Here is a 25,152-nt window from a genome sequence, read left to right as displayed (position 1 = left end):
GTTCGGTGATCTCAGGCATGCAGCCTTACGCATCTGATCAGCACCGTTCAAGTTATCTTTGACATGTCGGACAATAGAAGGTGGAGCGCCCGGATTGCACAATCCTGCGGATTGTCGAGGTACATCCTTCGCTGCGGCAAGGTTCCCCTTCACGCCCATAAACGTCAAAGCTGTGTTGAAAATATCCAAGTTCTCCATCGGCTTGGCGGAAGTCGCGTAACGAAGACCCACCGGCTTCGATGGCATCGGACAGCACGCCCCGGATGACCGGGACAAGTCCGGAAATACGTGCTTTGGACACTTTTCGGGCTGGTCGCGTGGGATGAATTTTTGATCGGAAGAGGGCTTCGCACACGTAGATATTGCCCAACCCCGCAACTGTCTTCTGGTCGAGAAGTGCGGATTTCATGGGCGTGTTCCGGTGTGCAAGCGCGCCGACGAGGTAAGTTTCGTCAAAGCTGTTGCCCAAAGGTTCGGGCCCGATGGATGCCAGCAAAGGGTGCGATTCTCCGGCCTCGGTGGGGAACAGGTCCATCGCCCCGAACCGGCGTGGATCGTTGAACGTGATGCGTGCGCCGTTTTCCATGTGCAGCACGACATGGTCATGCTTTTCCGGCGCGGGATGGTTGTGCACGAATTGACCCAACGGGTCGCCAGACACCAGCATCCGCCCTGACATCCCCAGATGGATCAGCGCGGTTTCCCCGCTGTCCAGATCGCCGAGGATGTATTTTGACCGCCGCCGCAACCGCAGCACGCGCTTGCCTGTCAGCCGCTCGACCATGTTTTCCGGAAACGGCCAGCGCAAATCGGGCCGGTTGACCTCTGCCCGTGTGATGACAAACCCCTCCATCGCGGGCGCCAGCCCGCGTCGTACCGTCTCAACCTCTGGCAATTCGGGCATTTGCGCTGTCCTGTCTGATGTCGTCGCATTGTAACGCCGTGTGGGCGCTCTATAAGAAAGTCTGGCACGGGAAACGACAAGGCTTATGGCGGACGAAAATCAAACCACCACGCATTTCGGCTTTCAGGACGTTCCTGAGAACGAAAAGGCAGGTCGCGTTCAGGGCGTGTTCAGCTCTGTCGCGTCGAAATACGATGTCATGAATGACGCCATGTCGTTTGGGATCCACCGTATCTGGAAAGATGCGATGATGGATTGGCTTGCCCCGCGACCTGGCCAGAAGCTGCTGGATGTGGCTGGAGGCACCGGGGACATCTCCTTCCGGTTTCTGAAGCGCGCTGGGCGCGGGCATGCGACGGTTCTCGACCTGACCGAACCGATGTTGATCGAAGGCCGCAAGCGCGCCGAAGCGAACGCGATGAGCGACAGTCTTGATTGGGTTGTCGGTGATGCGATGCATCTGCCCTTCGACGACAATACCTTCGATGTCTACACAATTTCGTTCGGCATCCGGAATGTGACCCGGCCGCAGGAAGCGCTGAACGAGGCGTTCCGCGTTCTGCGCCCTGGTGGGCGGTTGATGGTGCTGGAGTTCAGCCAGATCCCGAACGAGTTGATGCAGAAGGTCTACGATCTCTATTCTTTCAACATCATCCCGCGATTGGGGCAAGTGATCGCCAATGATCGTGACAGCTACCAGTACCTTGTCGAATCAATCCGCAAGTTCCCGGATCAGGACACGTTCCTTGGCATGGTGCGGCAGGCCGGGTTCGAAAACGCCAAGTACCGCAATCTGAGCATGGGCATCGCGTGCCTGCATTCGGGCTGGAAAATCTGACGTGAGAGGCCCGCACAACATCCTGCGCCTGATCCGTACGGGCGCGACGTTGGAACGTACGGGTGCGATGGGCGTCGTGCTTGATGCCTTTGACGCGCCCAAGCCTCTGCGCGTGGCCGCACGGTTGTTGGGATGGCCTTTCAAATGGCTTGGCTATTCCGGTGATCCTTCAATGCCGCCCGCACCCCGCGCCCTGACGGCGCTTGGCCCGGCCTACATCAAGTTCGGACAGGTCCTCAGCACACGGCCTGACGTGGTCGGTGATGACATGGCCAAGCAGTTGCGAGTTCTGCAGGACAAGCTGCCGCCGTTTTCCGTCGCCGAGGCCAAAGCCATGGTCGAATCCGAGCTGGGTATTTCCGTCGATACGCTGTTCACGGAATTCAGCGAACCGGTCGCCGCGGCATCGATTGCGCAAGTTCACAAAGCCAAGCTCGCCCAGACTGGCGAGACTGTCGCGGTCAAGGTGTTGCGGCCGAACATCGAACGGGATTTCCGAAAGGACATCGACGCCTTTTACTTCGCGGCGAGCCTGATCGAATTGCTGTCGCCATCCTCGCGTCGCTTGCGGCCTATGGATGTGATCACCCATTTCGAAGGCGTCGTACTGGGCGAACTGGACCTGCGGCTTGAGTCGGCGGCTGCGTCCGAGTTTGCGGCGAACACTGCACAGGATGAAGGCTTCCAGCTTCCCGCGATCAAATGGGATCTGTCCAGCCGCCGGGTGATGACGCTTCAATGGGCCGAAGGTCTGCCGCTTGGCGACAACGACGCATTGGATGCGGCTGGACATGATCGGGTCGCGCTGAGCGAGCGCGTCCTGCAACTCTTCCTGCAGCATGCGCTTCGCGATGGCTATTTCCACGCTGACATGCATCAGGGCAATCTCAAGGTGGCCCCGAATGGCGACATCATCGCGCTGGATTTCGGGATCATGGGCCATATCGACGAATACACGCGCCGCGTCTATGCCGAGATCCTCTACGGTTTCATCCGTCGCGACTACAAACGCGTGGCCGAGGTGCATTTCGAAGCAGGCTATGTGCCGAATGATCGTGATGTGGATGAATTCGCGCGCGCACTTCGGGCCGTGGGCGAGCCGATCTTTGGAATGGACGCAACCCGCATTTCGATGGGGCGTTTGCTCAGTTACCTGTTCGAGGTGACCGAGCGCTTTGGAATGGAAACCCGGACCGAACTGATCCTGCTGCAACGCACCATGGTGGTTGTCGAAGGTGTGGCCCGGTCGCTGGACCCGAAGATGAACATCTGGAACGTCGCGAAGCCCATCGTTGAGGATTACATCAAGACCAGCATTGGGCCCCGCGCCTTTGCCAAGGACCTCGGGAAAACCGCGCTTGTGCTTGCCCGTTTTGGACCACGTCTGCCCGGATTGATGGAGCAGCTCTTGATCGAGCAGGCACAGGGCAAACCTGAACCGAAGCCCGCCAAGCTCAAGACGGCTCTTCTCTGGGGAGTGATCGGCGCCGTTGTTGGCGGTGGTCTCGTCGCGCTGATCGAAGTGTTTTTCTGAACGGCGACCGGTTTCCGTAACCAAATCCTAACGCTCTCAATTCTACGGTCTGCCAAACCGCAGAATGCGAAGGGCTTGATGTGTATTGGATGTGGTCGAAATCGGCAGCTCTTGCTGTGGCGCTGGCTTTATTTGTAGGCACCATCTCGAACGCAAGTATTTGCGATATCGCTGCCCAACGCGCGGCCTCCGAAACTGGTGTACCGCTGGATGTCATGCAGACGATCACGCGGTTGGAAACCGGTCGCGGAAAAACCGGCGATCCCTGGCCGTGGACGGTGAACCACGCCGGGGACGGATCCTGGTTTCAAACCGAAGACGATGCGCGTTCGTATGTGTTTTCCCAAGTCAAACGCGGGGAATTGAATCTTGATATCGGATGCTTTCAGATAAACTACCGTTGGCATGCCAGCGGATTTCAATCGCTGGACGACATGTTCGATCCCGATCTTAACGCGCTTTATGCCGCTCGCTTCCTCGCCGACCTTTACCGGGAATTTGGCAACTGGACCGAAGCAGCAGGTGCCTACCACAGCCGGACCCCGGTTTACGCGGACCGGTACAAAGCCAAGTTTCAGAATATCCGGGGGCGGGTCACTGATCTTGTGTCGGTTGATCCGGGCACCAGCAATGGCAGGTCCGATGTGCGTTGGGGTCAGTCAGGAACATCGCGCCCCGGATCGCTGTTCTTGTCAGGTGCGGCGGACCGGCGGCCTTTCATTGGCCTGCAAAGGACAAACTGATGGGTGCGACGGTACACGGCCTCTTTGCCAAACCGACGGTGGCACTTGCCGTCGCCTTGATGGCGATCATCGTCATGATGATCCTGCCGGTTCCTGCCTTTGTCCTGGATATCGGATTGGCTGCATCGTTCGCCTTGGCGATCCTGATCTTCACGGTCACGCTGTTCGTCGAAAGACCGCTCGATTTCTCGGCGTTCCCAACAATACTGTTGGCGTCTCTGATGCTGCGCCTGTCGCTCAACATCAGTTCGACGAAACTCATCATCGGTGAAGGTCACACCGGAACCGACGCCGCTGGTAATGTGATTCAAGGCTTCGCCGATTTTGTCATGGGCGGCAGTGTCTTTCTCGGGTTGGTCGTCTTCTGTGTGCTTTTGATCGTCAACTTCATGGTGATTACCAAGGGTGCGGCGCGCATGGCCGAAGTCGGCGCACGGTTTGCGCTGGACGGAATGCCCGGCAAACAGCTCGCCATCGACAGTGACATGGCCGCTGGCGCCATCACCCATGCCGAGGCGCGCGCGCGGCGGGAACGCGAGTTGCAGGAAACCACGTTTTTCGGATCGCTCGACGGGGCGTCGAAATTCGTGAAAGGCGACGCTGTGGCGGGCCTCCTGATCACGCTGCTCAATATCGTGGTCGGATTGATCATGGGCACGCTGGTGCATGGCATGCCAATTGGCGCCGCGTTTGAGACCTATGCGATTCTGACCGTGGGCGACGGCTTGGTCACTCAAATCCCCGCGGTCATCATCTCGATTGCTGCAGCGTTGCTTCTGGCGCGCGGGGGGTCAATTGGCGCGACTGACCTGGCCATCACTTCGCAACTGGGCCGCCATCCTGCCGCGCTTGCCACCGTGGCTGTCCTTATGGTGCTTTTTGCGCTGGTTCCGGGTTTGCCGGTTGTGCCGTTCATGACCGGTGGTGTGATTCTTGGGGGGCTGGCCTACTGGGTCTATCGGCAGAACGCCGCGACCGCAGCGGATGATCCGAAAGAGACCACAATGGTTGCGCCCCGAGACCGGCCGATTGGCGACGTTCTCGATCTTGATGACATCCATGTGGAATTCGCGCCAGATCTTGTCGACATGGTTCTCGACCCCGCCAGCGGATTGGATTCCCGCATCACGAATATGCGAACGCATATCGCAAGGAGTTTCGGGATGATCATGCCCGAAGTGCGTCTGACCGACGATGCCATGCTGAAGGATGGAACCTATGTTCTACGTGTTCACGGTGTTGAGGTGGCACGTGGGGTTTTGCACCCTGACCTGATGCTTGCCCTCATCCCTGAGGATGCGCAGACCCTGCCACGCGGACATGATGTGGAAGAACCCGTCTATGGCGCGCCAGCGCGATGGATTCAGCATTCCGAACGTGAGGACGCCCAATTGAGTGGCCTCACCGTCGTTTCCCCCAGCGAGGTTCTCGCGACGCATCTTCTTGAGATCATCAAGCGCAATCTGGGCCGACTATTGACGATGAAATCGCTGAAACGGCTCCTGGACGAGCTTGGGACGTTATCCAATCCGGCGCGTGCCGAAGCGAACCGCGCTTTGATCGAACAAACCGTACCGGACAAGGTGCCGCTGGATACGCTTTTGCAGGTGCTCAAGCTCTTGCTGGACGAACAGGTGTCGATCCGCAATTTCCAGCTGATCCTTGAAGCCATTGCGGAAACACGCGGACAGGGGCACACAGCCGATTCAATTTGCGAACATGTTCGACAAAGGCTTGGATTTCAGCTGGTTGCCGCAATGCGCCGGGAAGACGGAACCATCCCGCTTGTGCATTTGGCACCGGATTGGGAAAAGCGATTCGCCGAATGCGAGGTCACAAACGATCGTGGCGTTTCAGACGTGGCCTTGCCGCCAAAGGATTTTGAAACCCTGTCGAAACGCATTGCCGAAGAATTGGCGAAGGCAAGCAGGAAAGGGGTTTTCCCCGCGCTGGTTACGCCGGGCAGACGCCGCAGGTTCCTGCGCAGCATCCTGACGGCCAAGGGGATCAGCAACCCCGTCATGGCATTCGAAGAGATCGGTCTCGACGCGAAGCCAGCGCTTGTGGGCACGATACCGGTCTCGCCATGATCGACGGCTTCTTCGCGGAAATGAGCAACCAGATATGGTTGGTCGCCGCCTCCTTCCTTCGGATCGGCCCGGCCTTTTATCTCGCTCCGGGGTTTGGCGAACGCTATGTTTCGGTCCGCGTCCGTCTGTCGGTTGCCGGCATGTTCGCAGTTGCCATCGCGCCGGTGCTTGGCCCTCACGTGCCTGCGACTGTGCCGGTCGGCGCAGATCTTCTGAAATTCGGGCTTCTGGAAACCACAATCGGCGTTTTCATCGGGCTCATGTCCCGCGGCATGATCTATCTTCTGGAAAAAGCCGGCGTTATCATCAGCCAATCGATATCGCTGGCTCAGATGCTGGGCAACGCGACCGAACCGATGCCTGTGATCGGCCATCTGCTGACAACGGCAGGAATCGCCATCCTGTTTTCGACCACCCTGGCCGACAAGATGATTTATTCCTTTGCGGCCAGCTACTCTCTGGGTTTTCCGTCGATGGCAGGCCTGACGGGCTATTTCGCGTCGAAGGCAACCGACATGCTGAATTTCGTTTTCAATCATGCGGTTGTTTTGTCGGCGGGGTTTCTCAGTGTGATGTTCGTCTATTATCTCTGCATTGGGTTCATCAACAAAGCCATGCCGCAATTCATGGTGTCCTTCATCGGCATTCCCTTCGTCGCGCTGTTCTCCATCCATTTCCTGTATCAACATCACGAGCTCTTGTTAGAGGTCTGGCAGGAAAAAGCGCGGCTTATCCTGATGATGCCCTATGAGGCGCGCCCGTGAGCGAAGCCGGCGAAGACCAGAACGACAAGCCGTATGAGGCGACCCGCCGCAAACTTGACGAGGCGCGAAAGAAAGGCGAAATCGTCCGGTCACAGGATGTCGTCAACCTCGGCGCACTGGCTGTGTTTCTGGTCGCGATAAACCTGCTGTTCAGCGGCTATCTATCGGCGGTCGTTCAGGACATCATGGGGTTCATCAGCCGCTCTGCTTCCAGCCGCGCTCCTCTTGACGGGGCAGAGTCGATTGGGTCCGTGACTTCCTGGATTGTGCCGTTGGGCACCATACTTTTTGTCATGCCATTTACCGTTGTGCTTGGGGGTTTGGTGGCCACGAAGCAGGTGCTTTTCACCGGTGACAGGCTATTGCCGAAACTCAACCGCATTTCAGTGTTGGCCAATGCGCGAAAGAAATTCGGATGGTCGGGCTTGTTCGAGTTCGCGAAGAATTTCGTCAAATTCATGATTTTTGCGGCTCTGCTGACGATGTTCGTGCTGGACGGCTTTGATCTGTTTCAAATCGCGATTCTGCGTGGCGAACATCTTGCCCTCGCGAACATCCATGACGTGGCGCTTCGTTGGTTGTGGTGCACCCTGGGTGCCTACGTGGTTCTGGCTGCGACTGACATTCTTTGGCAGGTGCGGGAGCATGCCCGTAAGAACCGCATGTCCCACAAAGAGATGAAGGATGAACATAAAAACGAAGAGGGCGACGAAAACATCCGTCAGCAGCGCCGCGCCAAGGCGGAAGAAATTGCGACAAACCGGATGCTGTTGGACGTGCCCAAGGCGGTTGTCGTTATCACCAATCCAACTCATTACGCGGTTGCTTTGCAATGGGATGGCGGAACGGAGACCGTGCCGAAATGTGTGGCGCGTGGAACTGATGAAACCGCCCGCAGGATCCGTGAGATCGCCGTTCAGTCTGGCGTACCGCTCTACCGCGATCCTCCGACCGCGCGCGATCTTTATGCCAATGTGAAGGTTGGGATGAGCATCGAGTCATCGCATTACAAGGCGGTGGCAGCCGCCATCGGATATGCGCGTCGAATCCAAAACATGGTCGCGCATGACCGTCGATGACCGGATGTCCAGTGTCCTGGCCGTGCTAGACGCTCGGGTTCAATTGCTCGAGTTGCGGTTCGCAGCCGAAATGCGCGTTAAGGAGGAGCTTCGATCGAAACAGATCGCCATCGCCGAACAGGAGCAAGACCTGATGATGACGCTTCAGTCGAACTCGGTCAACCAACCCGCGTTGTTCCGCGTAGGCGAATTGCGGTTGCGCAAGCTGGTCGAAGACCAACGCAGATTGCAGACCGTTTTGGCAAAAGCGGCACTCCAGCGCAGTCTGGTTCACGATCAGTTGCGAGCCACGCTGAGGCAAAGGCTGGCCCTGACAGTGCAGATCGAGCGTCGCTCGACCGAGGCAGCGGATCCGTACGGTTCGGTGCAAGACGATCTGGCGTTACGCCACGCCTGGAAACGCCATCAGAACGTGTCTTGACGTGCCATGTCGGTGATCAGCACCGTCACGTCTTTGGTGCCCAGAACGTCGGTCGACCGCGCGGTCAGCGCGTGTTTTACCAATTCCAGCGTTTTTCGTGAAATCAGGTCGTCCCTGAATCCGTCCAGAGCTGCCAGATTGAACAGTTCGGCAAGGAATTCGTCACGCAGTTTCGGTTCCAACGCGCGGACGCGGTCCCCTTGCCCAGTCTCGACCTCGAGAGCAACAGTGAGGATCACCATCGCCCTGACACGGTTGTCGAGGATCACGGGGACAACGAACTGACTTGGAAGCTTGACGATTTCCATACTGTCCGGCGTTGCGGGGTCTGCGCTTGCGTCGGTCGCATCAGGCTGGTGTGTCGTTTCGCTGTTCCCATCGTGCCCGGCTTCTGTGTCCTTGGCGGGTGCAAGAACGATGGCAGCAGTTCCCCCACCAGAAAGGCCCAGCAGCAGGGCTATAAGCGGCATGATTTTCTTCAGCATCGCAGTGCCTTTTCAACGCTAGAACGGGAGAATTGCATCGAGAACCTGCTGTCCCACACGCGGCTGTTGGACATCACTGATCTGTCCACGGCCGCCATAGGAGATGCGTGCCGACGCCATCTTGTCATAGGTGATTTCGTTCTGTCGGGTGATATCGGCCCGGCGTACGAACCCCGACACAAAGAGTTCCCGCAATTCGAAATTCACCCGAACTTCCTGCGTGCCTTCGATCCGCAAGACACCGTTCGGCAGGACATCGACAACCGTTGCCGCGATGCGCAGGGTCAGTTTCTCATTGCGGCGCACGGAACCGTTTCCCTGGCTTGCGCTGGACGAATCGAGCTCGACCGCCGAATCGAGGCTTGCTCCGTCCGGCAGAGCCTTGTTGCGGCGCTGCGGAAAACCCAGCAAATGAGGAATGCCCAGATTTTCCTGCGATGACCGGGATCGCGACGTTGTGTTCGAAATCTCGGCCTGATCATCGATCTCGACCATCACCGTCAGGATGTCGCCCGTTGTGAACGCTCTGCGATCGCCAAAGAGGGACGTTTCATCGCCACTCCAAAGCGATGCCCTGCGATAATCAGAGGTATCAAGCGTCCGGGTTGGCAGGCCGGAAAAAACCATTGCCTGCCGTTCAACGCTTTGGGTCTGCGGAGACAGGCTTGGCGCCTGGCCAATATGATCGAGTTTGCCGCAACTTTGTAGCAGGGCGCCACATGCGGTGGCGATCAGAAGGCGATACATCATGTCAGGGAAGCACTTTCAAACTGCCGCCTTCCAGAACCTCGGCGCGGATTGTGTTGCGCGACGTGAGGTTCATGGCGCGGATCACATCACCGACCGATCCCCGTTCAAGGGCGCGTGCCTCGGTGGCGATGGTTAATCCATTAAGAATGAATATAGCTGGGGCGATCTGGTTTCGCTCGATGACGGCGGCCTGCATAAGGCTGGTTTTCAGGATGGGCTGACCGGCGTAGATAGCGTGCCTTGCTTCGGCCCCGATCACAGCTTCGAGCGAGCGTTCGGCCCCAACGGTGTCTACGTCTTTGACCGACACAGCGTCGGCAGCGATCACTTCGCGGGCGCGAATGGTTTTCTCGGCAAAGACGGTGTCGGCCAAGGCCGGCAGGCCGTTCAAAACGAGGCCCAAAACGATGAGGTGCCGCATCATCGCACCTGCGTTGTGGCACCAAGCATCTGGTCCACCGCCGAAATCACTTTGGCATTCAATTCGTAGCCGCGCTGGGCTTCGATCAGTTCGGTCAGCTCGCGGACGGGATCAACGGAACTGTCCTCCAGATAGCCTTGCCGCAGGGTGCCAAGACCGTCTTGTCCGGGTATGGCCACCAATGGTCCACCCGAGGCTTCGGTTTCTGCAAACAGGTTCCCGCCCAGGGCTTCGAGTCCCTTCGCATTGGCGAACCCGACAAGGTTCAACTGGCCAAGGAGTTGCGGCTCTGCCGTTTCGGCAAAATACGCGTAGACTTCGCCTTCGGGATTGATCGAAATGCTACGCGCATCCTGCGGTATGACGATTTCGGGCGCCACGGCAAAGCCTTCGGACGTGACGATCAGGCCTTCCGCATTCCGCTTGAGCGAACCGTCCCGTGTATACGCAGCCTGTCCCGAGGGCATCGCCACTTCGAGGTAGCCATTTCCGTCAATCGCCAGATCGAGATCGGAATTGGTCTGGCTCAACGATCCTTGTGCCAGGTGCACCGATACCGCAGCGGGTCGGACTCCAAGCCCCACCTGAACACCGGTTGGCAGCACAGTGCCATCTGCCGCGTTTACTGTGCCAGCGCGGGCGATCTGTTGATAGTGCAGATCCGAAAACTCGGCGCGTCGCGCGTTGTATCCGGTTGTGTTCATATTCGACAGGTTGTTCGAGATGATCTCGACCCGCATCTGCTGGGCGGCCATCCCTGTTGCCGCGATTTTGAGGGCGCGCATGGTGTTTCCTTTACTTAATGAGGGTCTGGAGGGCCGTTTGCGACCGCTCGTGATCCATGTCGAGCAGCTTTTGACCCATTTCATAAGCGCGCTGGACCTCGATCATTCTTGTCAATTGCGAGATCGCATCAACGTTCGAACCTTCGAGATGGCCTTGCAGGACAAGACCGGTTTCGGATGGAGCGAGGGCAGCGTCGGTTTGGAACAGGACACCGGATTCGCGTTTGAGATCAGCGCCTTGTTCCGGTTCCACAATTCCGATCTGGCCAAGAAGCTGATCGCCCAGACTGACCGTGCCGTCGGCTGCGACTTTCACATCCGCTTCGCCGGGCGGCACGTTGATCGGAGCGCCACCGATGTCGAGAACGCGATTGCCATCTGACGAAACGATGTCGCCAACCGAGTTCACGTTGAATGCTCCGGCTCGGGTGAGGCGAATGCCATTCGGAGTCTCGACCTGAAAATAACCTGAGCCTTCGATCGCCAAATCAAGCGGATTTCCGGTCTGGGTCAGGATGCCCTGTGCGACCGAGGTCTTCTTGACCCGTGCCGCAGCCATCGACAGGCTGTCACCGTCGTGAACCGCTTTGACATATTCCGAGAAGACAAGCCCTTGCTGGCGGAACCCGGTCGTGGCCGCGTTCGCCATATTGTGCGCAATAATTTCCATTTCGCGCATCAGCCCGGATTGGCGGGTCAGCGTAACGTAGCCGGCAGTTTCCATGTCAGCCTCCTGCAATTGACGGAATGATGATGGTCTGGAAAAAATCGATCAGGCTTTGCGTCATGAAGTTCATCGAGGCCCAGAACACTGACAGCATCGCCACCAGCTTTGGTACGAATGTCAGTGTCATTTCCTGAATTGAGGTCAGCGCCTGAAACAGTCCGATCGACACACCAGTGACGAGCGCCACCAAGAGTACGGGTGCCGAAATCAGGACGGCCACCCGCAAGCCTTCGCGCAGAACATCATAGATGTAGCCTTCGCCCAGCACGGGCTTATACCGGCATGCGCAGGATTTCCTGATACGCCTCGACCACGCGATTTCGGACAGTGACGGCTGTTTCCACGGCCAATTGCGACTGCGACAGTGCTTCCACCAGTGCATGAGGATCGGCATCACCGTACATCGATCCCATGGCGACGTTTTCGGTTGAAGTCAGGGTCTGGGCGAAATCTTCGGTGATTTTTGCAAAACTCTGTGCGATCGCCGCCCGTGGATCGGGTTCTGTTGCAGATTTCAGAGATGCATATTGCTGAGATGCGAAGAGCGTTTTGACGTCCATGGGGGTTCTCCATTCTGGAAAGGGTTATTTGCGCAACAGGTCCATAAGGCCTGAAGACATCTGGCGGGCTTGATCGAACATCTTGAGGTTCGCCTCGTAGCTGCGCTGGGCTTCACGCGCGTCTGCGATCTCGACGATGAGGTCGACATTTGATCCGGTGTAGTGCCCCGAAGCGTCCGCCAACGGATGGCCCGGGTCGAAAATCTGTTCACCGGCCCGCCGATCAAGCGCCACCTTGTCAACGGTGACTTGAGCCAACCCCGACCTTTCGATGGCTTCTGAAAAAGCTACGGTTTTGCGGCGATACCCCGGTGTGTCGGTGTTTGCCACGTTTTCGGCGACGATCCTCAGCCGGTGTGACTGTGCCTTGAGCCCACTTGCAGAGACGCCGAGGGAGTCTGAAAATGCTGACATAGCGCCCCCTACTGTTTGCTGAGGGCGCTGCGCAGCATGCCCAGAGAGGCGCGATAGATGGCGAGAGCGCGATCATGCTGGCGCTTGGCGTCCACGGAATTCAGGATTTCGGATTCGAGAACGACGCTGTTGCCGTTCGGATCACTGTTCGCGCGGGTCTCGACGGGTGTCGTTTCCAGGCTGTTTCGGTGCCCGAAATGCGCAGACCGTGTTGTGCGCAAAGCCAGTTCGCGCGGGTTATCAGGCACCAAATCGGCAAAGGACGTCACCGATCTTGCGCGATATCCGGGCGTATCCGAATTGGCGACGTTCTGTGATGTCAGCGCTTGTTTGACGCCAGCATGGCGAGCCATCGACATGGCAGTTTTGAACATATCCAGATTCTGGAACATTGTAGGGCTTCTCCCTCGTTTCGTTCAACGAAGGCTTAACCCTGATTCCTTTAGAAAGGGTTTTCACCGGCTGAATGGAGCGCACGATGAACAAACCAGTTTTGGTCCAGCTGAAGAGCAAGGTCTCTGACATTGCCCGATCGCGCGCGGTCGGGCGTGTTATTTCCACGGATGGTCATACGATTCGCATCGCTGGTCTCGAAGAGGAGGCCCGGCTGGGAGACCGGCTGCGCCTGTTTCGCAGCGATGGAACGTCACTGACCGGTGACGTGCTTTGTCTGTCTGGCGACGGCGTGACAATGCTACCGGATGGTCCACCTCAGCGCGTTGCGTTGGGGGACAGGGTAATCTTGTCGGGGCGCGTACGGATCTTCCCGGACACGTCATGGCTTGGTCGCGTTATCGACCCTTTTGGCCAGCCATTGGATGGCGCTCCGCTGGTTTCTGGGCCGTCCGGGTTGGAGATCGATAACGACCCTCCCATGGGCGGACACCGCAAGCCACTGGGCGCGCGTTTGCAAACGGGGTTTCATCTCTTCAATACGATTTTGCCCATCGTGCGTGGTCAGCGTGTTGGGATTTTTGCTGGCGCGGGCGTTGGCAAATCAACGCTTCTCGCGAATCTCATGCAATCGATCGAAGCCGATGTGGTTGTTCTTGCCCTTGTCGGAGAGCGAAGCCGAGAAATAAACGATTTTACACAAATAGTTTTGCGGGAAGACAGACTCTGTCGCGCAGTTGTTGTCGCGGCCAGCGCTGATGCGGCACCAAGTACGCGTCTGCGCTGCCCAATGACGGCCATGCGCGTGGCCGAGTTTTTTCGCGATGCTGGTCAGCATGTGTTGCTGTTTGTTGATTCGGTCACGCGGTTTGCCGAAGCTCACAGAGAGGTGGCTGCGTCTGCTGGGGAATTCCCGAGCCTGCGGGGATTTCCCCCGTCGACCCCGGCGCAGATCAGCAAAATGGCTGAACGCGCCGGGCCTGGCCTCACGGGAACAGGTGACATCACGGCGATCTTCAATGTCCTTGTCGCGGCATCGGACATGAATGAACCTGTCGCCGATATGCTCAAGGGCGTTCTGGACGGGCATTTTGTTCTTGATCGAAAACTGGCCGATCAAGGGCGGTTTCCAGCCGTCAATATTCTGCAGTCCGTGTCCCGGTCTTTGCCAGAGGCGGCCGATAATGGTGAAAATGATCTGATAGTGCGGGCAAGACGCCTCGTCGCAAAGTACGAGGGGTCTTTGCCACTCATCGAAGCTGGGCTGTATTCCGCGGGGACAGACACCCAATTGGATCAGGCCATTGCATTCCATGGGAATTTTTCCGATTTCGCACTGTCCCGTGTGACATGTACGATCGCCGAAAGCTTTGCCGCACTCAGGCTTTGTCTTTTGCGCTGTGGCGCGCTGAAGGACTGAGGCCGGCCGGTCAATTCAGGAAATCGTCCCTCATCTGGATGGCATTGAGCAAGACAAGCGCGGTCTGCAGAGACGTGCTGCCCGACGTATTTCCTGCCTGTCGTATCAGCAGGAACCGTTGGGTGATCTGATCCGCAAGCGCAGCGCCAGCCAGTTCTCCTATATCGCTCGTGCCGAATACACTTTGGGCCTTCGCCTGAATGCGGCTGTGCTGGTCGTCGATGTCGAGGCGAACAAACTCGGATGGGAGGCCAAGCGATGTCTGAAGCACCTCTCGCAGCGGGGGCGTGGCCAAAATCTGGTACCATGCCGCGCTGTTCGAACTGGCCGCGCGCCAAACTGTGCTGAGTTCACGGGAAAATCCAAGAGCCAGCCGCATATCATTGTCGGCTTTTCCGATTTCGGTCTCGAAGGTTTGGTTCCTAAAGTTTTCGACTGTCCGGCTAGAAAGACCCGGGTCTGCCTTGTGAGTCGGAGACGAAGCTGAAAAATCGAAATCTGCTGCCAAGGCCCTGTATCTGCGATCTGCAAGCCTGTTTGCGAGCGCTTCTGGATCGGCCACACCTTCGGCCATGACAGTTTTGATGAAATACCTGTTTTCGATATCATCCGAGAGCCCATAGGCACCTAGAACGACACGCATGAGCCGACGGTCAGACACGATGTCGTCGGGAGTATTGATGTCCGCGAAGCGTTCCAGAAAATAGTTTGAATCCGAAAGCGTCGACCTGCTTTGGTTGAACGCAGATTTCTGCATTTCGAGCGTTGCGTTGAGCAAGTTCCATCCAGGCAGGCCGGTTCCTAGGACAAAGGGTTGAAAACTCATTGCTTTGCTTGCGCCAACAGATGCGCCTCCAACGGCAAGAGTTGCCGCAGCAATTTCAGGCACGCATAGGCATTTTGCTCTGAAATTGATGACTTGGCCTGTGCGAGGAGCGCCGCACTGTGCGGATCTGCAAGGATGTCAGACAATGTTTGAACCTGACCGAAAAGTCTTTCCCACAATGGCCGTGCCTCCACTTCACCGCTCAGAAGCAACTGGGCAAGGTAACACGCGCGCCGAACCGGAGTATTGGCCTGATCAGGATGGATTGCATCCCTGAGGCGTAGAATATTGGCCTTTGACGTCAAGACCGTGATCCGTGAGCGACGGTCCCCATTCTCGATGACAGCGCCATTAATCAAGACTCGTTCCTTCGGGCCGAGCTTTAGAACTAGTCCGCTCATCCCGACTTCCCCGTGGCTGCGAGGCCGCGTAACACGGCAAGATTGATGTCAAGAAGGGGAGTAATTTCCAGCTTTTCAGAAAGAACTTTCCGAGAATAATCTTGAGTAAACTCAGACAGATAAAAGATCTTTGCGCGAAGCTCTGCGGGTAGCCCGTTTGTTGAATTTGCGACATCAGCGGCGAGAGTGATCCAGAGCTTCCGATTGTCCTGCAAAGCAGAAGCAAATCGTGGAAAATCGTCGTGACGCAACTCGGCGGCGCATTTTAAGCGACGTGTCGTTTCAAGAATGATCTCGATTTCAGTATCCCTCGCCGATTTGGCAGGAGTCGATGCGTAGCTTTGATACGCGTGCATATGTGCAGCCATTGCCTGAGCCTATGTCCTATCGTCGTTTCGATTGTGTGTCGGGCCACCGGGGTGGCCCGATAGCGCGTTATCGGAACAATGAAAGCAGAGACTGCGGCGCCTGATTGGCGATGGAAAGTGCCTGTACCCCCAACTGTTGTTGCACCTGGAGGGCCTGAAGGCGTGCCGATGCTTCTTCCATATTGGCATCGACAAGCGTACCGATCCCAGATTTGAGCGAGTCTGTCAGACTGCTGATAAAGTTCGACTGCGTTTCGATCCTGCCTTGGGCCGAACCGAAAGATGCCGCTGAATCGATAGCGTTCTGGATCATGAATTCGATCGCGACCAGGGCCGCATCGGCCCCAGCGTCAGTGGTCACATCGATGTCGTTCAGCTTTTCCAGACCGCCGCCAATTGTGACTTCTGTTGGGCTGGTCAGCGTATCGATCCGGGCCGCGATCGTATCGGTCGCATCAGTCACGGTCGAGGTCACTGTCAGGTTGCTTCCCGAGGCAGTGATGTTGAGAACATCTGTATCAAGCCCTTCTTCGGCTGCGTAAATTGCGAAGGCCTGCGCAAGTCCTTTCGCAATATCGCCTGCGGTATCCCCGTCGCGCGCTATGTACATGATTTTCTGGGCATCTGTCGCCGTGGTACCTGTTGTGTAGTCTGCGGCTGTAAATTTGTCGCCGTTGGCGTCCGTGCCCGTCAATCCGATGCTGAAGATCTGGCCGGCACCCGTGGGGGTGGTTACGGCAAGCGAGACGCTTTGGGTCGCGTTGAGAGTTGCCGCCGCCGTCAGGTTCGCGACGGTGCCGCCGGTCACAGAACTTGCAGCTGTCCCAAGGTCTTTCTTGCCGACAGTGATGTCGCTTGCCGCCACGCCGGAAGATGATCGATCCAATGAGGCAAGAACATTGACAGTGCCGGAACCAGCCGTGGTTGCCCGGTTCGACAGCAAATTGAGGCCGTTGAATTGGGCGGCGCCTACAACGGCATTGATCTGGTCGCGCAGGGCAACAATGTCGGTCTGGATCTTTGCGCGATCGACATTCTGCTCTTGCGACGCGACAATCTTGCCTTTCATGTCTGTCAGTAGGTCTGTGACCGTTTCTGCGCCGTTTCGGGCAACGGCGACGGTGGACTCGCCAAGATTCAGGCTGTCGGAAATTCCCTGGAATCCCTTTACGTCGGATTCCATCACCTTCGAAATGGCCCAGACCGCAGCATTGTCACGCGCGTTACCTACAGATTTCCCTGTAGAGATCTCGTTCTGCGTTTCAGTCAGACGAGAGTTGATGGATTTCAGGGTTTGGAGCGCAACCATCGCGCCATTGTTTGTCAGAATACTGGACATTGTGTTCCTTTCAACTGTGCTTTGCACATCTTAATTCAAGCCAAGTCATTTGGCCTGGGTTTGAATGCCATTCTGACACGTGCTGGGAATTTCCCGCGCCACTGATTTGTGCACGATCAAACTCTTTGGAATTCATGAAGGAATTATGAATTGATGGAGGTGTCGAAATCTGAAATGGATCAAAATTTATCCACACAACTCCAAAAATTAACTACTGATTAATGCTCTCTATGGAATATCGAGATCAACATTCTGTGAGAGATAAAATGATTGTTCCAAACAGCCACGGTCTGACACTGAATGATCGATATGGGGCTTCCCCATCTCTTGAGCTTACCAATTCGGAAAGGACCAAGGCAGATGCATTCCAGTTCGAGATGATCAGTCTCGACCTGCTTCTTTGGAAAAAACAGAATTTTGGTTCAGGTGGTGACAATCCTCGTCTCTCGGCAGAAACAAGTCATAAAAATTATATTTTTCCAAACATCCATTGTCAGACAAGCTGTTCTGACAGCGATCATGGTGCTGAAGGAACTATCGAGCCGGTGATGGATGGCGATCGGACAATCCCAACTGATCCTAAGTTTTCAGAGCATTCCAAACATCCAAAGCTTCCTGAAGACCAGTTACTTTTCAGTTCTGATTCAAACGGAGCTGTTTCCTCTTCTGATCTTATAAACCTGACAAAAGATCTGGACATTATTGTTCCGTCAGACGACGAAAATCCCAGAATGTCCGATCTGGATGTTTCAGATAAAATTCTGGAAAATGAAGCTTTTTCAGCGCCTTGGTTGGTCCGTGCAAATGTATCGAGTCAGCCGCTAAAACCTCAAGACTACTTCTTGCAGTATCAACATAGTCAGGTCGATGGAGATGCTCCTTCGCTCGGACTGTTTCGATTGATAACCGGTAAAAGCAACTTGGAGAAAGTTGTGCACATTAAGGGCCACGAAACACCTGACCCGAAAAAGTTTGGACTAGAAGCAATACGCTTGCACCAAACTGCACAAACCGGTGAGGATATTGACATTCGCCCAGTCCGCTCTCCTGCCGGATTAACACGTGTGCCGACATCAGCTCATTCGCACCCCGAAATTCAAACAAAGGAATTTCCAACCAACGGTAGCGTTGAAAATCAAAGGCCAGCGCAGCTACAGCAAGATACGAACGGCGTGCGCCCCAGTTGGGACCCCAAAAAGCCTGCTGTGCCAACATTTGAGGCTTCGATCCACTTGGCGTCGCCCGAATTGGATGCGGAGGTGCCGCCGACGCACGCGCCGCGTTTGAGCGAAAGCGGTCTGAGGCTGGTGGCACACGATCGGCTTGTCGCAAATCCGGCACCGCTCCAACCTCGGGTGCCAGACGGCGATGGCGCGGAACCGCAGTCTTTGGTCACCGTTGAGACCATCGGTGACATACTGGATGTGACTTTCACGTCCTCCAGCAAAGAGGTTCTCGATCTGATGTCCCGTAATCAGCACGAACTCAAAACGACCTTCAAACGTTTGGGCATCGAAGGGTACGAATTCACGTTCAACAGTGGCCGTTCGGGATCTGACGCGCAAAAGCGTTCGCCGGAAATTCGACCACCGGAGACGGAAATCGACCTTTCGATGACCGCGACAATACAAAAAGTTGATGCAGTTGTCTCCGGCATCGACAAGCGAGTGTGACGTACGATGGATGTAGCTTCGATCATGGGGGGAAACAGTGGCACGTCTCAGGCGCAAATCTCGAATGTGTCGCAGGATTTCGAGACTTTCTTGAGGATGTTGACCACGCAGATCCAAAACCAGGACCCGCTCAGCCCAATGGCGGCCGACCAATTCGCGAGTCAACTGGCTTCGTTTTCCATGGTGGAGCAGCAGACTCTGACCAATCAGAAACTGGATATTCTTGCTTCCGCGTTTGGTGCTGGTGGCATCACGGCATATGCGTCAGTCGTCGGCAGGTTTGCCTTGCATGAAGGACCGTTTGATTTCACCGGGGCGGAAATAACGCTGGAAATCGCTGATATCACCGAATTCGACGGAGATGTGAAACTTGTCATCCTCGACTCAAGGGGCGCGGTTGTTTCCGAAGCCGCCTTGGCTGCGGGACAGTCGAGAGTGACTTGGAATGGAACGGATTTCGAAGGTCGGATCGTAGCTCCTGCCACCTATACGGCGGAAATCCGCAGGGTAGCAGATGAAACAAATATCGACGTGCGCATTGCCACAGGTGATTTGGTCGAAGAAGTGCGATTTGGGGCGACGCAGGTGGAATTGTTGCTGGCCAACGGCACGGTCGTTCCTGAAACGGCGATCACGACGCTGCGGTGATCAGCCCAGTGTTTCGCCAAGAGCTGACTTAACTTCCGCTTGCGCAGCACCCATCAAGACAGGGTCTTGCAACGCCCAAACCTGTTTCCAAGTCATTTTAACAATGCAACTAGGCCTGAAGCGGTTTCACGACGAGTTCGCCTTCCTCCTGCGCCTTCATCGCGAGCGCGGCAGCATGTGCGCCGGCTGCGGTGGTGAAGTACGGGATCTTGTCATAAAGCGCGACCGACCGGATATCGCGGCTGTCTTCTACGGCTGCCGCACTCTCGGTTGTGTTCATCACAAGATCGATCCCACCGTCTTTCATGAGATCGACGATATTGGGCCGACCCTCGTAAACCTTCTTGGTGACTTCACAGGTGATGCCGTGTTCCGACAGGAATTTCGCTGTGCCTGAGGTCGCCACGATCTTGAACCCAAGTTCCACGAGAATCTGTGCGGTTTCTACAAGCTGGTCAGTCTTGTCATCATTCTTGATCGAGAAGAACACGCTGCCGGAACGGGGCAAATGGTTTCCCGCGCCAAGCTGTGCCTTGAGGAACGCCCTCGGGAAAGATCGGTCCCATCCCATGACCTCGCCAGTGGAGCGCATTTCCGGGCCGAGAATCGTATCGACTCCCGGAAAACGTGCGAATGGCAGCACGGCTTCCTTGACCGAGAACCACGGCATCATTGGATCGGCAAGGGTCATCGGGTCCGCTAGCGGCAAGATCGTATCGTAATCCGCGTTCTCGGGATAAGGGTCGCGCATTGGGAAGTTGGTCAACGGTTCGCCCGCCATGACACGTGCCGCAATGGAAGCGATGGCCGAATCTGTCGCCTTGGCGACAAAAGGTACCGTGCGAGACGCGCGCGGGTTCACTTCGATCAGATAAACTTCGCCATCCTTGATCGCAAATTGCACGTTCATCAGACCAACGACGTTCAGCGCAAGGGCCAGGGCTTCGGTCTGGCGATTGATCTCGGCAAGAATGTCGTCGGAGAGCGAGTAGGGTGGCAGCGAACAGGCGCTGTCGCCCGAATGAACGCCTGCCTCTTCGATATGTTGCATGATTCCAGCAACATGGACCCGCGTGCCATCGCAAAGCGCATCCACGTCAAGTTCCACCGCTCCGGACAGATAGCTGTCCAGAAGGACCGGGCTGTCGCCGGACACCACGACCGCCTCGTTGATATAGCGTTCAAGGTGACCCATATCGCGGACGATTTCCATCGCGCGCCCGCCCAGAACGTATGAGGGTCGGATGACCAGCGGAAAGCCGATATCTTCTGCAATCGCCATGGCTTGCGCACCGGTTGATGCGATGCCGTTATGGGGCTGCTTCAGACCGAGCTTATTGACAAGCGCCTGAAACCGTTCGCGGTCTTCGGCAAGGTCAATCGCATCCGGCGTGGTCCCGAGGATTGGAATGCCCTCGGCCTCGAGAGCGCGAGCCAGCTTCAGCGGCGTCTGCCCACCGAACTGCACGATCACACCGTGAAGCGTGCCGTTCTCCTGTTCCACGCGCAGGATCTCGAGGACATGCTCAAAGGTCAGCGGTTCAAAATACAAACGATCCGAAGTGTCATAATCGGTCGACACGGTTTCAGGGTTGCAGTTGACCATGATGGTCTCGTAACCCGCGTCAGTCAGCGCGAAACAGGCATGGCAGCAGCAATAGTCGAATTCGATCCCCTGACCGATCCGGTTGGGGCCACCCCCGAGGATGACCACTTTCTTACGGTCGCTCGGACGTGCTTCGCACTCGACCTCGCCCATCATCGGGGCTTCGTAGGTGGAATACATGTAGGGGGTCTGCGCTTCGAATTCGGCGGCGCAGGTGTCGATCCGTTTGAAGCAGGCCTTCACGTTCAGCTTCAGGCGGCGCGCGCGGACGTCTTTTTCTGTAAGACCTGCCAACTTGGCCAGTCGGGCGTCGGTGAAACCCAGCATCTTCACGGCGCGCATGCCAGCCTCGTCAGCCGGAAGCCCGTTGGCGCGGACCACTTCTTCGGCTTCCACGATTTCGCGGATGCGGGCGAGGAACCACGGGTCGAACATCGTCGTCGCGTGAATGTCGTCATCAGACAGGCCGTGCCGCATGGCCTGGGCAATGGTGCGCATCCTGTCGGGGGTCTGTTTGCTGATCGCCTTGATGACAGCCGATTTTTCCGGCGCGCCCTCAATATCGATCTCATCAAACCCGGTCAGACCGGATTCCATTGAGGCCAGGGCCTTTTGCAATGACTCGTGAATGGTACGGCCAATCGCCATAGCCTCGCCTACGGATTTCATCGCAGTGGTCAAATGCGGTTCGGATCCGGGGAATTTTTCAAAGGCAAATTTGGGGATCTTGGTGACCACATAATCAATAGTCGGCTCGAACGACGCGGGCGTTACCTTGGTGATGTCATTGTCCAGCTCGTCAAGCGTGTAACCCACCGCCAGTTTTGCCGCGATCTTGGCAATCGGGAAGCCCGTTGCTTTTGAGGCCAACGCCGAGGACCGGCTGACCCGCGGGTTCATTTCGATCACGACCATGCGTCCGTCCTGCGGATTGATCGCCCACTGAACGTTGGAGCCTCCGGTCTCAACGCCGATCTCGCGCAAAACGGCGATCGAGCCGTTGCGCATGATCTGGTATTCCTTGTCGGTGAGCGTCAACGCAGGTGCGACAGTGATGGAGTCTCCAGTGTGTACACCCATCGGATCAACGTTTTCGATGGCGCAGACGATGATCGCATTGTCGGCGCGATCGCGCACGACTTCCATCTCAAACTCTTTCCAGCCCAGCAGCGATTCATCGACGAGGATCTGATTGACCGGCGACGCATCCATGCCCGAGCGGCAATAATGCATGAAATCTTCGCGGTTGTAGGCCACGCCACCGCCTGTGCCGCCCAAGGTAAAGGCAGGCCGGATGATCGCAGGCAGGCCGATATGCTCCAGTTCGGCCAAGGCCAAGGCAACACCGGCATCCAGATCAGCGTTTCCGTTCGCCTTTTTCGGGGCGGTGATGATCGTGGCCTTGGGATTTTCCAGCCCGATCCGGTCCATGGCTTCGCGGAAGAGCTTGCGATCCTCAGCCATTTCAATGGCTTCACGCTTGGCCCCGATCATCTCGACGCCGTATTTCTCAAGGACGCCCATTTCTTCCAGCGCCAGCGAGGTGTTCAATCCTGTCTGACCACCCATCGTTGGAAGCAGCGCGTCAGGACGCTCTTTTTCGATGATCTTGGCGACGATCTCCGGAGTGATTGGTTCGATGTATGTGGCGTCGGCCAGTTCCGGATCAGTCATGATGGTGGCCGGGTTCGAGTTCACGAGGATGACCCGATACCCTTCTTCGCGCAGCGCCTTGCACGCCTGCGCACCGGAGTAGTCGAATTCGCAAGCTTGCCCGATGACGATGGGCCCTGCTCCGATGATCATGATCGATTTGATATCGGTACGTTTGGGCATTGTGTCACCTCGTTTTGCGCGGTCCAAGCCGGGTGCAGACCCCGGCGGGCAAATTCCAGCGGGTTATAGACATGCGTGAGTGACGTTCAAGCCTCTTGCGACGTTGTTTTTACCCGTACAAGCTTTTCAGCGTTGGCCACGTCCGATGCCGTCTCGCGCCGCATACGCCCCTCGCATTGTGCAACGGGTCAATCGACACTCTGGAACGGCTAAGCTTTGGTCACATTCGTCAACTGGACATGGTGGAATCCCACGCGGTGGCTGGACTTTTGCACCAACCTGCATCATTGAGCCGGGCGACTTGAAATCTACACAGAATTGGGAATCCGACATGCATGCCTTTCGCAGCCACACCTGCGCCGATCTGACAAAGGCCGATGTTGGCCAGACCGTCCGCCTGTCTGGCTGGGTGCATCGTATCCGGGATCATGGCGGCGTTCTGTTCATCGACTTGCGGGATCACTACGGCGTCACACAGCTCTTGTGCGATTCGGACAGCCCGGTTTTCTCGAATGTCGAAAAGGTGCGGTCGGAATGGTGTATCCGCATCGACGGAGAGGTTAAGGCGCGTGACGCAAGTCTCGTGAACCCGAAACTGCCAACCGGTGAAATCGAAGTGTTCATCCGCGATATGGAAGTGCTGGGTGCCGCTGAGGAATTGCCGCTCATCGTGTTCGGAGATCAGGAATATCCCGAAGAAACCCGTCTGCGCTATCGCTTCCTCGATCTGCGGCGTGAGGCGATGCAGCGCAACATGACGTTGCGGTCTGATGTGGTTGCCTCGATCCGCAAGCGGATGTGGGCGCAGAATTTCCGCGAATACCAGACGCCGATCATCACCGCGTCCAGCCCCGAAGGTGCGCGCGATTTCCTCGTGCCGAGCCGTCTGCATCCGGGCAAGTTTTACGCGCTGCCGCAAGCGCCGCAGCAATTCAAACAGCTGATCATGGTCAGCGGCTTTGACAAGTATTTCCAGATCGCGCCCTGTTTCCGCGACGAAGATCCCCGCGCCGACCGGTCGCCGACGGATTTCTACCAGCTCGACATGGAGATGTCCTTTGTCAGCCAGCAGGACGTGTTCAACACGATCCAGCCGGTGATGCAGGGCGTCTTCGAGGAATTTGGCGGTGGTCGCAAGGTCGACAGCGAATGGCCGCAGATTTCCTATCGCGATGCCGCCCTGTGGTACGGGACCGACAAGCCTGACCTGCGCAACCCGATCAAGATGCAGGTCGTGTCCGATCATTTCCGGGATTCGGGTTTTGCGATCTTTGCCAAGCTGCTGGAACAGGATGGCACGGAAATTCGTGCGATTCCGGCACCGGGCGGTGGCAGTCGCAAGTTCTGCGACCGCATGAATGCCTTTGCCCAGAAAGAGGGTCTGCCCGGCATGGGCTATATCTTCTGGCGCGATGGCGACGACGGTATGGAAGCCGCCGGTCCGCTGGCCAAGAACATCGGCCCCGAACGGACCGAGGCGATCCGTCAGCAGCTTGGGCTGGGCAATGGCGACGCGGCGTTCTTCCTTGGTGGCAAACCTGCGAGCTTTGAAAAGGTGGCTGGCAAAGCACGCATCGAGATTGGCAACGAACTGGGTTTGACCGAAAGGGACCGCTTTGCGTTTGCGTGGATCGTCGATTTCCCGATGTACGAAAAGGACGAAGAAAGCGGCAAGGTTGATTTCAGCCACAACCCGTTCTCGATGCCGCAGGGTGGCATGGACGCACTGAATGGCGATCCGCTTGAAGTGCTGGGCTATCAGTACGATCTCGCGTGCAACGGATACGAGCTCATTTCCGGTGCGATCCGGAACCACAAGCCCGAGATCATGTTCAAGGCGTTCGAACTGGCAGGATATGGCGAAGAGGAAGTGCGCAAACGCTTTGGCGGGATGGTCAACGCGTTTCGGTTTGGCGCACCGCCGCATGGTGGCTGTGCCGCAGGGATTGACCGGGTGGTGATGCTGCTTGCAGATACAGCGAACATCCGCGAGGTCATCATGTTCCCGATGAACCAGCGCGCTGAAGACTTGATGATGAACGCGCCGTCCGAGGCCACGAGCGATCAGCTCATGGAGCTTGGTCTGCGCGTCTTGCCGAAAGAAAGCTGAACGCAGGACAAAGGGTA

Annotated in this window: 26 protein-coding genes; 11 read left to right on the top strand and 15 right to left on the bottom strand. The window is 56.8% G+C overall.

Features of this window, described 5'->3' with window-relative positions; all coding sequences use genetic code 11:
- Nucleotides 1-52: 52 nt before the first annotated feature.
- On the bottom strand, nt 53-904 hold the full coding sequence (gene mutM, locus ACMVPR_RS16885) for a bifunctional DNA-formamidopyrimidine glycosylase/DNA-(apurinic or apyrimidinic site) lyase (protein WP_416883830.1): 852 nt from the start codon (nt 902-904) through the stop codon (nt 53-55).
- 85 nt (nt 905-989) lie between these two features.
- Here mutM and ubiE point away from each other — a divergent pair, with 85 nt between their 5' ends.
- The 7 genes from ubiE (at nt 990) to ACMVPR_RS16850 (ending at nt 8,373) form a co-directional block, all read left to right on the top strand.
- Complete coding sequence (gene ubiE / locus ACMVPR_RS16880; protein WP_292268307.1) at nt 990-1,742, top strand: bifunctional demethylmenaquinone methyltransferase/2-methoxy-6-polyprenyl-1,4-benzoquinol methylase UbiE; 753 nt, start codon at nt 990-992, stop codon at nt 1,740-1,742.
- Between the two features lies 1 nt (nt 1,743).
- Entirely contained in the window at nt 1,744-3,276 is a 1,533-nt protein-coding gene (ubiB, locus tag ACMVPR_RS16875) for a 2-polyprenylphenol 6-hydroxylase (RefSeq protein WP_300585264.1), read from the top strand.
- A gap of 89 nt (nt 3,277-3,365) precedes the next feature.
- Entirely contained in the window at nt 3,366-4,019 is a 654-nt protein-coding gene (locus ACMVPR_RS16870; RefSeq protein ID WP_416883829.1) for a lytic transglycosylase domain-containing protein, read from the top strand.
- Entirely contained in the window at nt 4,019-6,109 is a 2,091-nt protein-coding gene (gene flhA / locus ACMVPR_RS16865; RefSeq protein WP_416883828.1) for a flagellar biosynthesis protein FlhA, read from the top strand. The genes ACMVPR_RS16870 and flhA overlap by 1 nt, the downstream gene beginning before the upstream one ends.
- A complete protein-coding gene (locus tag ACMVPR_RS16860; RefSeq protein ID WP_416883827.1) occupies nt 6,106-6,873 on the top strand; it encodes a flagellar biosynthetic protein FliR in 768 nt (255 codons plus the stop codon). Before flhA ends, ACMVPR_RS16860 begins: the two co-directional genes overlap by 4 nt.
- A complete protein-coding gene (locus tag ACMVPR_RS16855; protein WP_416883826.1) occupies nt 6,870-7,952 on the top strand; it encodes an EscU/YscU/HrcU family type III secretion system export apparatus switch protein in 1,083 nt (360 codons plus the stop codon). Before ACMVPR_RS16860 ends, ACMVPR_RS16855 begins: the two co-directional genes overlap by 4 nt.
- Entirely contained in the window at nt 7,939-8,373 is a 435-nt protein-coding gene (locus tag ACMVPR_RS16850; RefSeq protein WP_416883825.1) for a hypothetical protein, read from the top strand. The genes ACMVPR_RS16855 and ACMVPR_RS16850 overlap by 14 nt, the downstream gene beginning before the upstream one ends.
- Here the strand turns inward: ACMVPR_RS16850 and ACMVPR_RS16845 are convergent.
- The 9 genes from ACMVPR_RS16845 to ACMVPR_RS16805 are packed head-to-tail and all read right to left on the bottom strand — an operon-like array spanning nt 8,358 to nt 12,907.
- Entirely contained in the window at nt 8,358-8,858 is a 501-nt protein-coding gene (locus ACMVPR_RS16845) for a flagellar basal body-associated FliL family protein (protein ID WP_416883824.1), read from the bottom strand. The two genes, ACMVPR_RS16850 and ACMVPR_RS16845, sit on opposite strands and share 16 nt — an antisense overlap.
- Before the next feature lie 18 nt (nt 8,859-8,876).
- Nucleotides 8,877-9,608 carry a flagellar basal body L-ring protein FlgH gene (flgH, locus tag ACMVPR_RS16840; protein ID WP_416883823.1) on the bottom strand — a complete coding sequence of 244 codons (732 nt, stop codon included), beginning with the start codon at nt 9,606-9,608 and terminating at the stop codon, nt 8,877-8,879.
- A gap of 1 nt (nt 9,609) precedes the next feature.
- The gene (flgA, locus tag ACMVPR_RS16835; protein ID WP_300585255.1) at nt 9,610-10,032 is read right to left on the bottom strand and encodes a flagellar basal body P-ring formation chaperone FlgA; all 423 of its coding nucleotides are present in this window, start codon (nt 10,030-10,032) and stop codon (nt 9,610-9,612) included.
- Entirely contained in the window at nt 10,029-10,814 is a 786-nt protein-coding gene (gene flgG, locus ACMVPR_RS16830; protein WP_416883822.1) for a flagellar basal-body rod protein FlgG, read from the bottom strand. Before flgG ends, flgA begins: the two co-directional genes overlap by 4 nt.
- A gap of 10 nt (nt 10,815-10,824) precedes the next feature.
- Nucleotides 10,825-11,538, bottom strand: coding sequence for a flagellar hook-basal body complex protein (locus ACMVPR_RS16825; protein ID WP_416883821.1), 714 nt, complete (start codon nt 11,536-11,538; stop codon nt 10,825-10,827).
- A gap of 1 nt (nt 11,539) precedes the next feature.
- Nucleotides 11,540-11,809, bottom strand: a complete 270-nt coding sequence (locus ACMVPR_RS16820; protein ID WP_292271008.1) for a flagellar biosynthetic protein FliQ — start codon at nt 11,807-11,809, stop codon at nt 11,540-11,542.
- Between the two features lie 4 nt (nt 11,810-11,813).
- A complete protein-coding gene (gene fliE, locus ACMVPR_RS16815) occupies nt 11,814-12,101 on the bottom strand; it encodes a flagellar hook-basal body complex protein FliE (protein ID WP_292271006.1) in 288 nt (95 codons plus the stop codon).
- Between the two features lie 24 nt (nt 12,102-12,125).
- On the bottom strand, nt 12,126-12,515 hold the full coding sequence (flgC, locus tag ACMVPR_RS16810) for a flagellar basal body rod protein FlgC (protein WP_300585252.1): 390 nt from the start codon (nt 12,513-12,515) through the stop codon (nt 12,126-12,128).
- Nucleotides 12,516-12,523: 8 nt separating this feature from the next.
- A complete protein-coding gene (locus ACMVPR_RS16805; protein WP_416883820.1) occupies nt 12,524-12,907 on the bottom strand; it encodes a FlgB family protein in 384 nt (127 codons plus the stop codon).
- 74 nt (nt 12,908-12,981) lie between these two features.
- On the opposite strand from ACMVPR_RS16805, the gene ACMVPR_RS16800 reads away from it, so the two are divergent.
- Nucleotides 12,982-14,328, top strand: a complete 1,347-nt coding sequence (locus tag ACMVPR_RS16800; RefSeq protein WP_416883819.1) for a FliI/YscN family ATPase — start codon at nt 12,982-12,984, stop codon at nt 14,326-14,328.
- Nucleotides 14,329-14,338: 10 nt separating this feature from the next.
- Here the strand turns inward: ACMVPR_RS16800 and ACMVPR_RS16795 are convergent, their stop codons facing one another.
- The 4 genes from ACMVPR_RS16795 to ACMVPR_RS16780 form a co-directional block, all read right to left on the bottom strand.
- On the bottom strand, nt 14,339-15,217 hold the full coding sequence (locus tag ACMVPR_RS16795) for a DUF1217 domain-containing protein (RefSeq protein ID WP_416883818.1): 879 nt from the start codon (nt 15,215-15,217) through the stop codon (nt 14,339-14,341).
- Nucleotides 15,151-15,555, bottom strand: coding sequence for a flagellar biosynthesis repressor FlbT (gene flbT, locus ACMVPR_RS16790; RefSeq protein WP_416883817.1), 405 nt, complete (start codon nt 15,553-15,555; stop codon nt 15,151-15,153). Before flbT ends, ACMVPR_RS16795 begins: the two co-directional genes overlap by 67 nt.
- Nucleotides 15,552-15,923: a flagellar biosynthesis regulator FlaF gene (gene flaF / locus ACMVPR_RS16785; RefSeq protein ID WP_416883816.1), complete on the bottom strand. Its 372-nt coding sequence runs from the start codon at nt 15,921-15,923 to the stop codon at nt 15,552-15,554. The genes flbT and flaF overlap by 4 nt, the downstream gene beginning before the upstream one ends.
- Nucleotides 15,924-15,990: 67 nt before the next feature.
- On the bottom strand, nt 15,991-17,262 hold the full coding sequence (locus ACMVPR_RS16780; RefSeq protein ID WP_416883815.1) for a flagellin: 1,272 nt from the start codon (nt 17,260-17,262) through the stop codon (nt 15,991-15,993).
- A 266-nt stretch (nt 17,263-17,528) separates the two neighbouring features.
- Here ACMVPR_RS16780 and ACMVPR_RS16775 point away from each other — a divergent pair, with 266 nt between their 5' ends.
- Together ACMVPR_RS16775 and ACMVPR_RS16770 are read left to right on the top strand one after the other, a co-directional pair.
- The gene (locus tag ACMVPR_RS16775; protein ID WP_416883814.1) at nt 17,529-18,935 is read left to right on the top strand and encodes a flagellar hook-length control protein FliK; all 1,407 of its coding nucleotides are present in this window, start codon (nt 17,529-17,531) and stop codon (nt 18,933-18,935) included.
- A 6-nt stretch (nt 18,936-18,941) separates the two neighbouring features.
- Nucleotides 18,942-19,583 carry a flagellar hook capping FlgD N-terminal domain-containing protein gene (locus ACMVPR_RS16770; protein WP_416883813.1) on the top strand — a complete coding sequence of 214 codons (642 nt, stop codon included), beginning with the start codon at nt 18,942-18,944 and terminating at the stop codon, nt 19,581-19,583.
- Nucleotides 19,584-19,692: 109 nt separating this feature from the next.
- Here the strand turns inward: ACMVPR_RS16770 and carB are convergent, their stop codons facing one another.
- Nucleotides 19,693-23,025: a carbamoyl-phosphate synthase large subunit gene (gene carB, locus ACMVPR_RS16765; protein WP_416883812.1), complete on the bottom strand. Its 3,333-nt coding sequence runs from the start codon at nt 23,023-23,025 to the stop codon at nt 19,693-19,695.
- 331 nt (nt 23,026-23,356) lie between these two features.
- On the opposite strand from carB, the gene aspS reads away from it, so the two are divergent.
- Nucleotides 23,357-25,135: an aspartate--tRNA ligase gene (aspS, locus tag ACMVPR_RS16760; protein WP_416883811.1), complete on the top strand. Its 1,779-nt coding sequence runs from the start codon at nt 23,357-23,359 to the stop codon at nt 25,133-25,135.
- The last annotated feature ends 17 nt before the right edge of the window (nt 25,136-25,152 follow it).

The organism is Marivita sp., assembly GCF_048006345.1.
Taxonomy (GTDB): domain Bacteria; phylum Pseudomonadota; class Alphaproteobacteria; order Rhodobacterales; family Rhodobacteraceae; genus Marivita.
This window is presented reverse-complemented; position numbering and strand designations above follow the sequence as displayed.

What these genes read in the sequence shown, in the direction of transcription:
- mutM (WP_416883830.1), bottom strand. Translation starts at nt 904, where the DNA reads ATGCCCGAATTGCCAGAGGTTGAGACGGTACGACGCGGGCTGGCGCCC.
- ubiE (WP_292268307.1), top strand. Translation starts at nt 990, where the DNA reads ATGGCGGACGAAAATCAAACCACCACGCATTTCGGCTTTCAGGACGTT.
- ACMVPR_RS16870 (WP_416883829.1), top strand. Translation starts at nt 3,366, where the DNA reads ATGTGGTCGAAATCGGCAGCTCTTGCTGTGGCGCTGGCTTTATTTGTA.
- flhA (WP_416883828.1), top strand. Translation starts at nt 4,019, where the DNA reads ATGGGTGCGACGGTACACGGCCTCTTTGCCAAACCGACGGTGGCACTT.
- ACMVPR_RS16860 (WP_416883827.1), top strand. Translation starts at nt 6,106, where the DNA reads ATGATCGACGGCTTCTTCGCGGAAATGAGCAACCAGATATGGTTGGTC.
- ACMVPR_RS16850 (WP_416883825.1), top strand. Translation starts at nt 7,939, where the DNA reads ATGACCGTCGATGACCGGATGTCCAGTGTCCTGGCCGTGCTAGACGCT.
- ACMVPR_RS16845 (WP_416883824.1), bottom strand. Translation starts at nt 8,858, where the DNA reads ATGCTGAAGAAAATCATGCCGCTTATAGCCCTGCTGCTGGGCCTTTCT.
- flgH (WP_416883823.1), bottom strand. Translation starts at nt 9,608, where the DNA reads ATGATGTATCGCCTTCTGATCGCCACCGCATGTGGCGCCCTGCTACAA.
- flgA (WP_300585255.1), bottom strand. Translation starts at nt 10,032, where the DNA reads ATGATGCGGCACCTCATCGTTTTGGGCCTCGTTTTGAACGGCCTGCCG.
- flgG (WP_416883822.1), bottom strand. Translation starts at nt 10,814, where the DNA reads ATGCGCGCCCTCAAAATCGCGGCAACAGGGATGGCCGCCCAGCAGATG.
- ACMVPR_RS16825 (WP_416883821.1), bottom strand. Translation starts at nt 11,538, where the DNA reads ATGGAAACTGCCGGCTACGTTACGCTGACCCGCCAATCCGGGCTGATG.
- fliE (WP_292271006.1), bottom strand. Translation starts at nt 12,101, where the DNA reads ATGGACGTCAAAACGCTCTTCGCATCTCAGCAATATGCATCTCTGAAA.
- flgC (WP_300585252.1), bottom strand. Translation starts at nt 12,515, where the DNA reads ATGTCAGCATTTTCAGACTCCCTCGGCGTCTCTGCAAGTGGGCTCAAG.
- ACMVPR_RS16805 (WP_416883820.1), bottom strand. Translation starts at nt 12,907, where the DNA reads ATGTTCCAGAATCTGGATATGTTCAAAACTGCCATGTCGATGGCTCGC.
- ACMVPR_RS16800 (WP_416883819.1), top strand. Translation starts at nt 12,982, where the DNA reads ATGGAGCGCACGATGAACAAACCAGTTTTGGTCCAGCTGAAGAGCAAG.
- flbT (WP_416883817.1), bottom strand. Translation starts at nt 15,555, where the DNA reads ATGAGCGGACTAGTTCTAAAGCTCGGCCCGAAGGAACGAGTCTTGATT.
- flaF (WP_416883816.1), bottom strand. Translation starts at nt 15,923, where the DNA reads ATGGCTGCACATATGCACGCGTATCAAAGCTACGCATCGACTCCTGCC.
- ACMVPR_RS16780 (WP_416883815.1), bottom strand. Translation starts at nt 17,262, where the DNA reads ATGTCCAGTATTCTGACAAACAATGGCGCGATGGTTGCGCTCCAAACC.
- ACMVPR_RS16775 (WP_416883814.1), top strand. Translation starts at nt 17,529, where the DNA reads ATGATTGTTCCAAACAGCCACGGTCTGACACTGAATGATCGATATGGG.
- ACMVPR_RS16770 (WP_416883813.1), top strand. Translation starts at nt 18,942, where the DNA reads ATGGATGTAGCTTCGATCATGGGGGGAAACAGTGGCACGTCTCAGGCG.
- carB (WP_416883812.1), bottom strand. Translation starts at nt 23,025, where the DNA reads ATGCCCAAACGTACCGATATCAAATCGATCATGATCATCGGAGCAGGG.
- aspS (WP_416883811.1), top strand. Translation starts at nt 23,357, where the DNA reads ATGCATGCCTTTCGCAGCCACACCTGCGCCGATCTGACAAAGGCCGAT.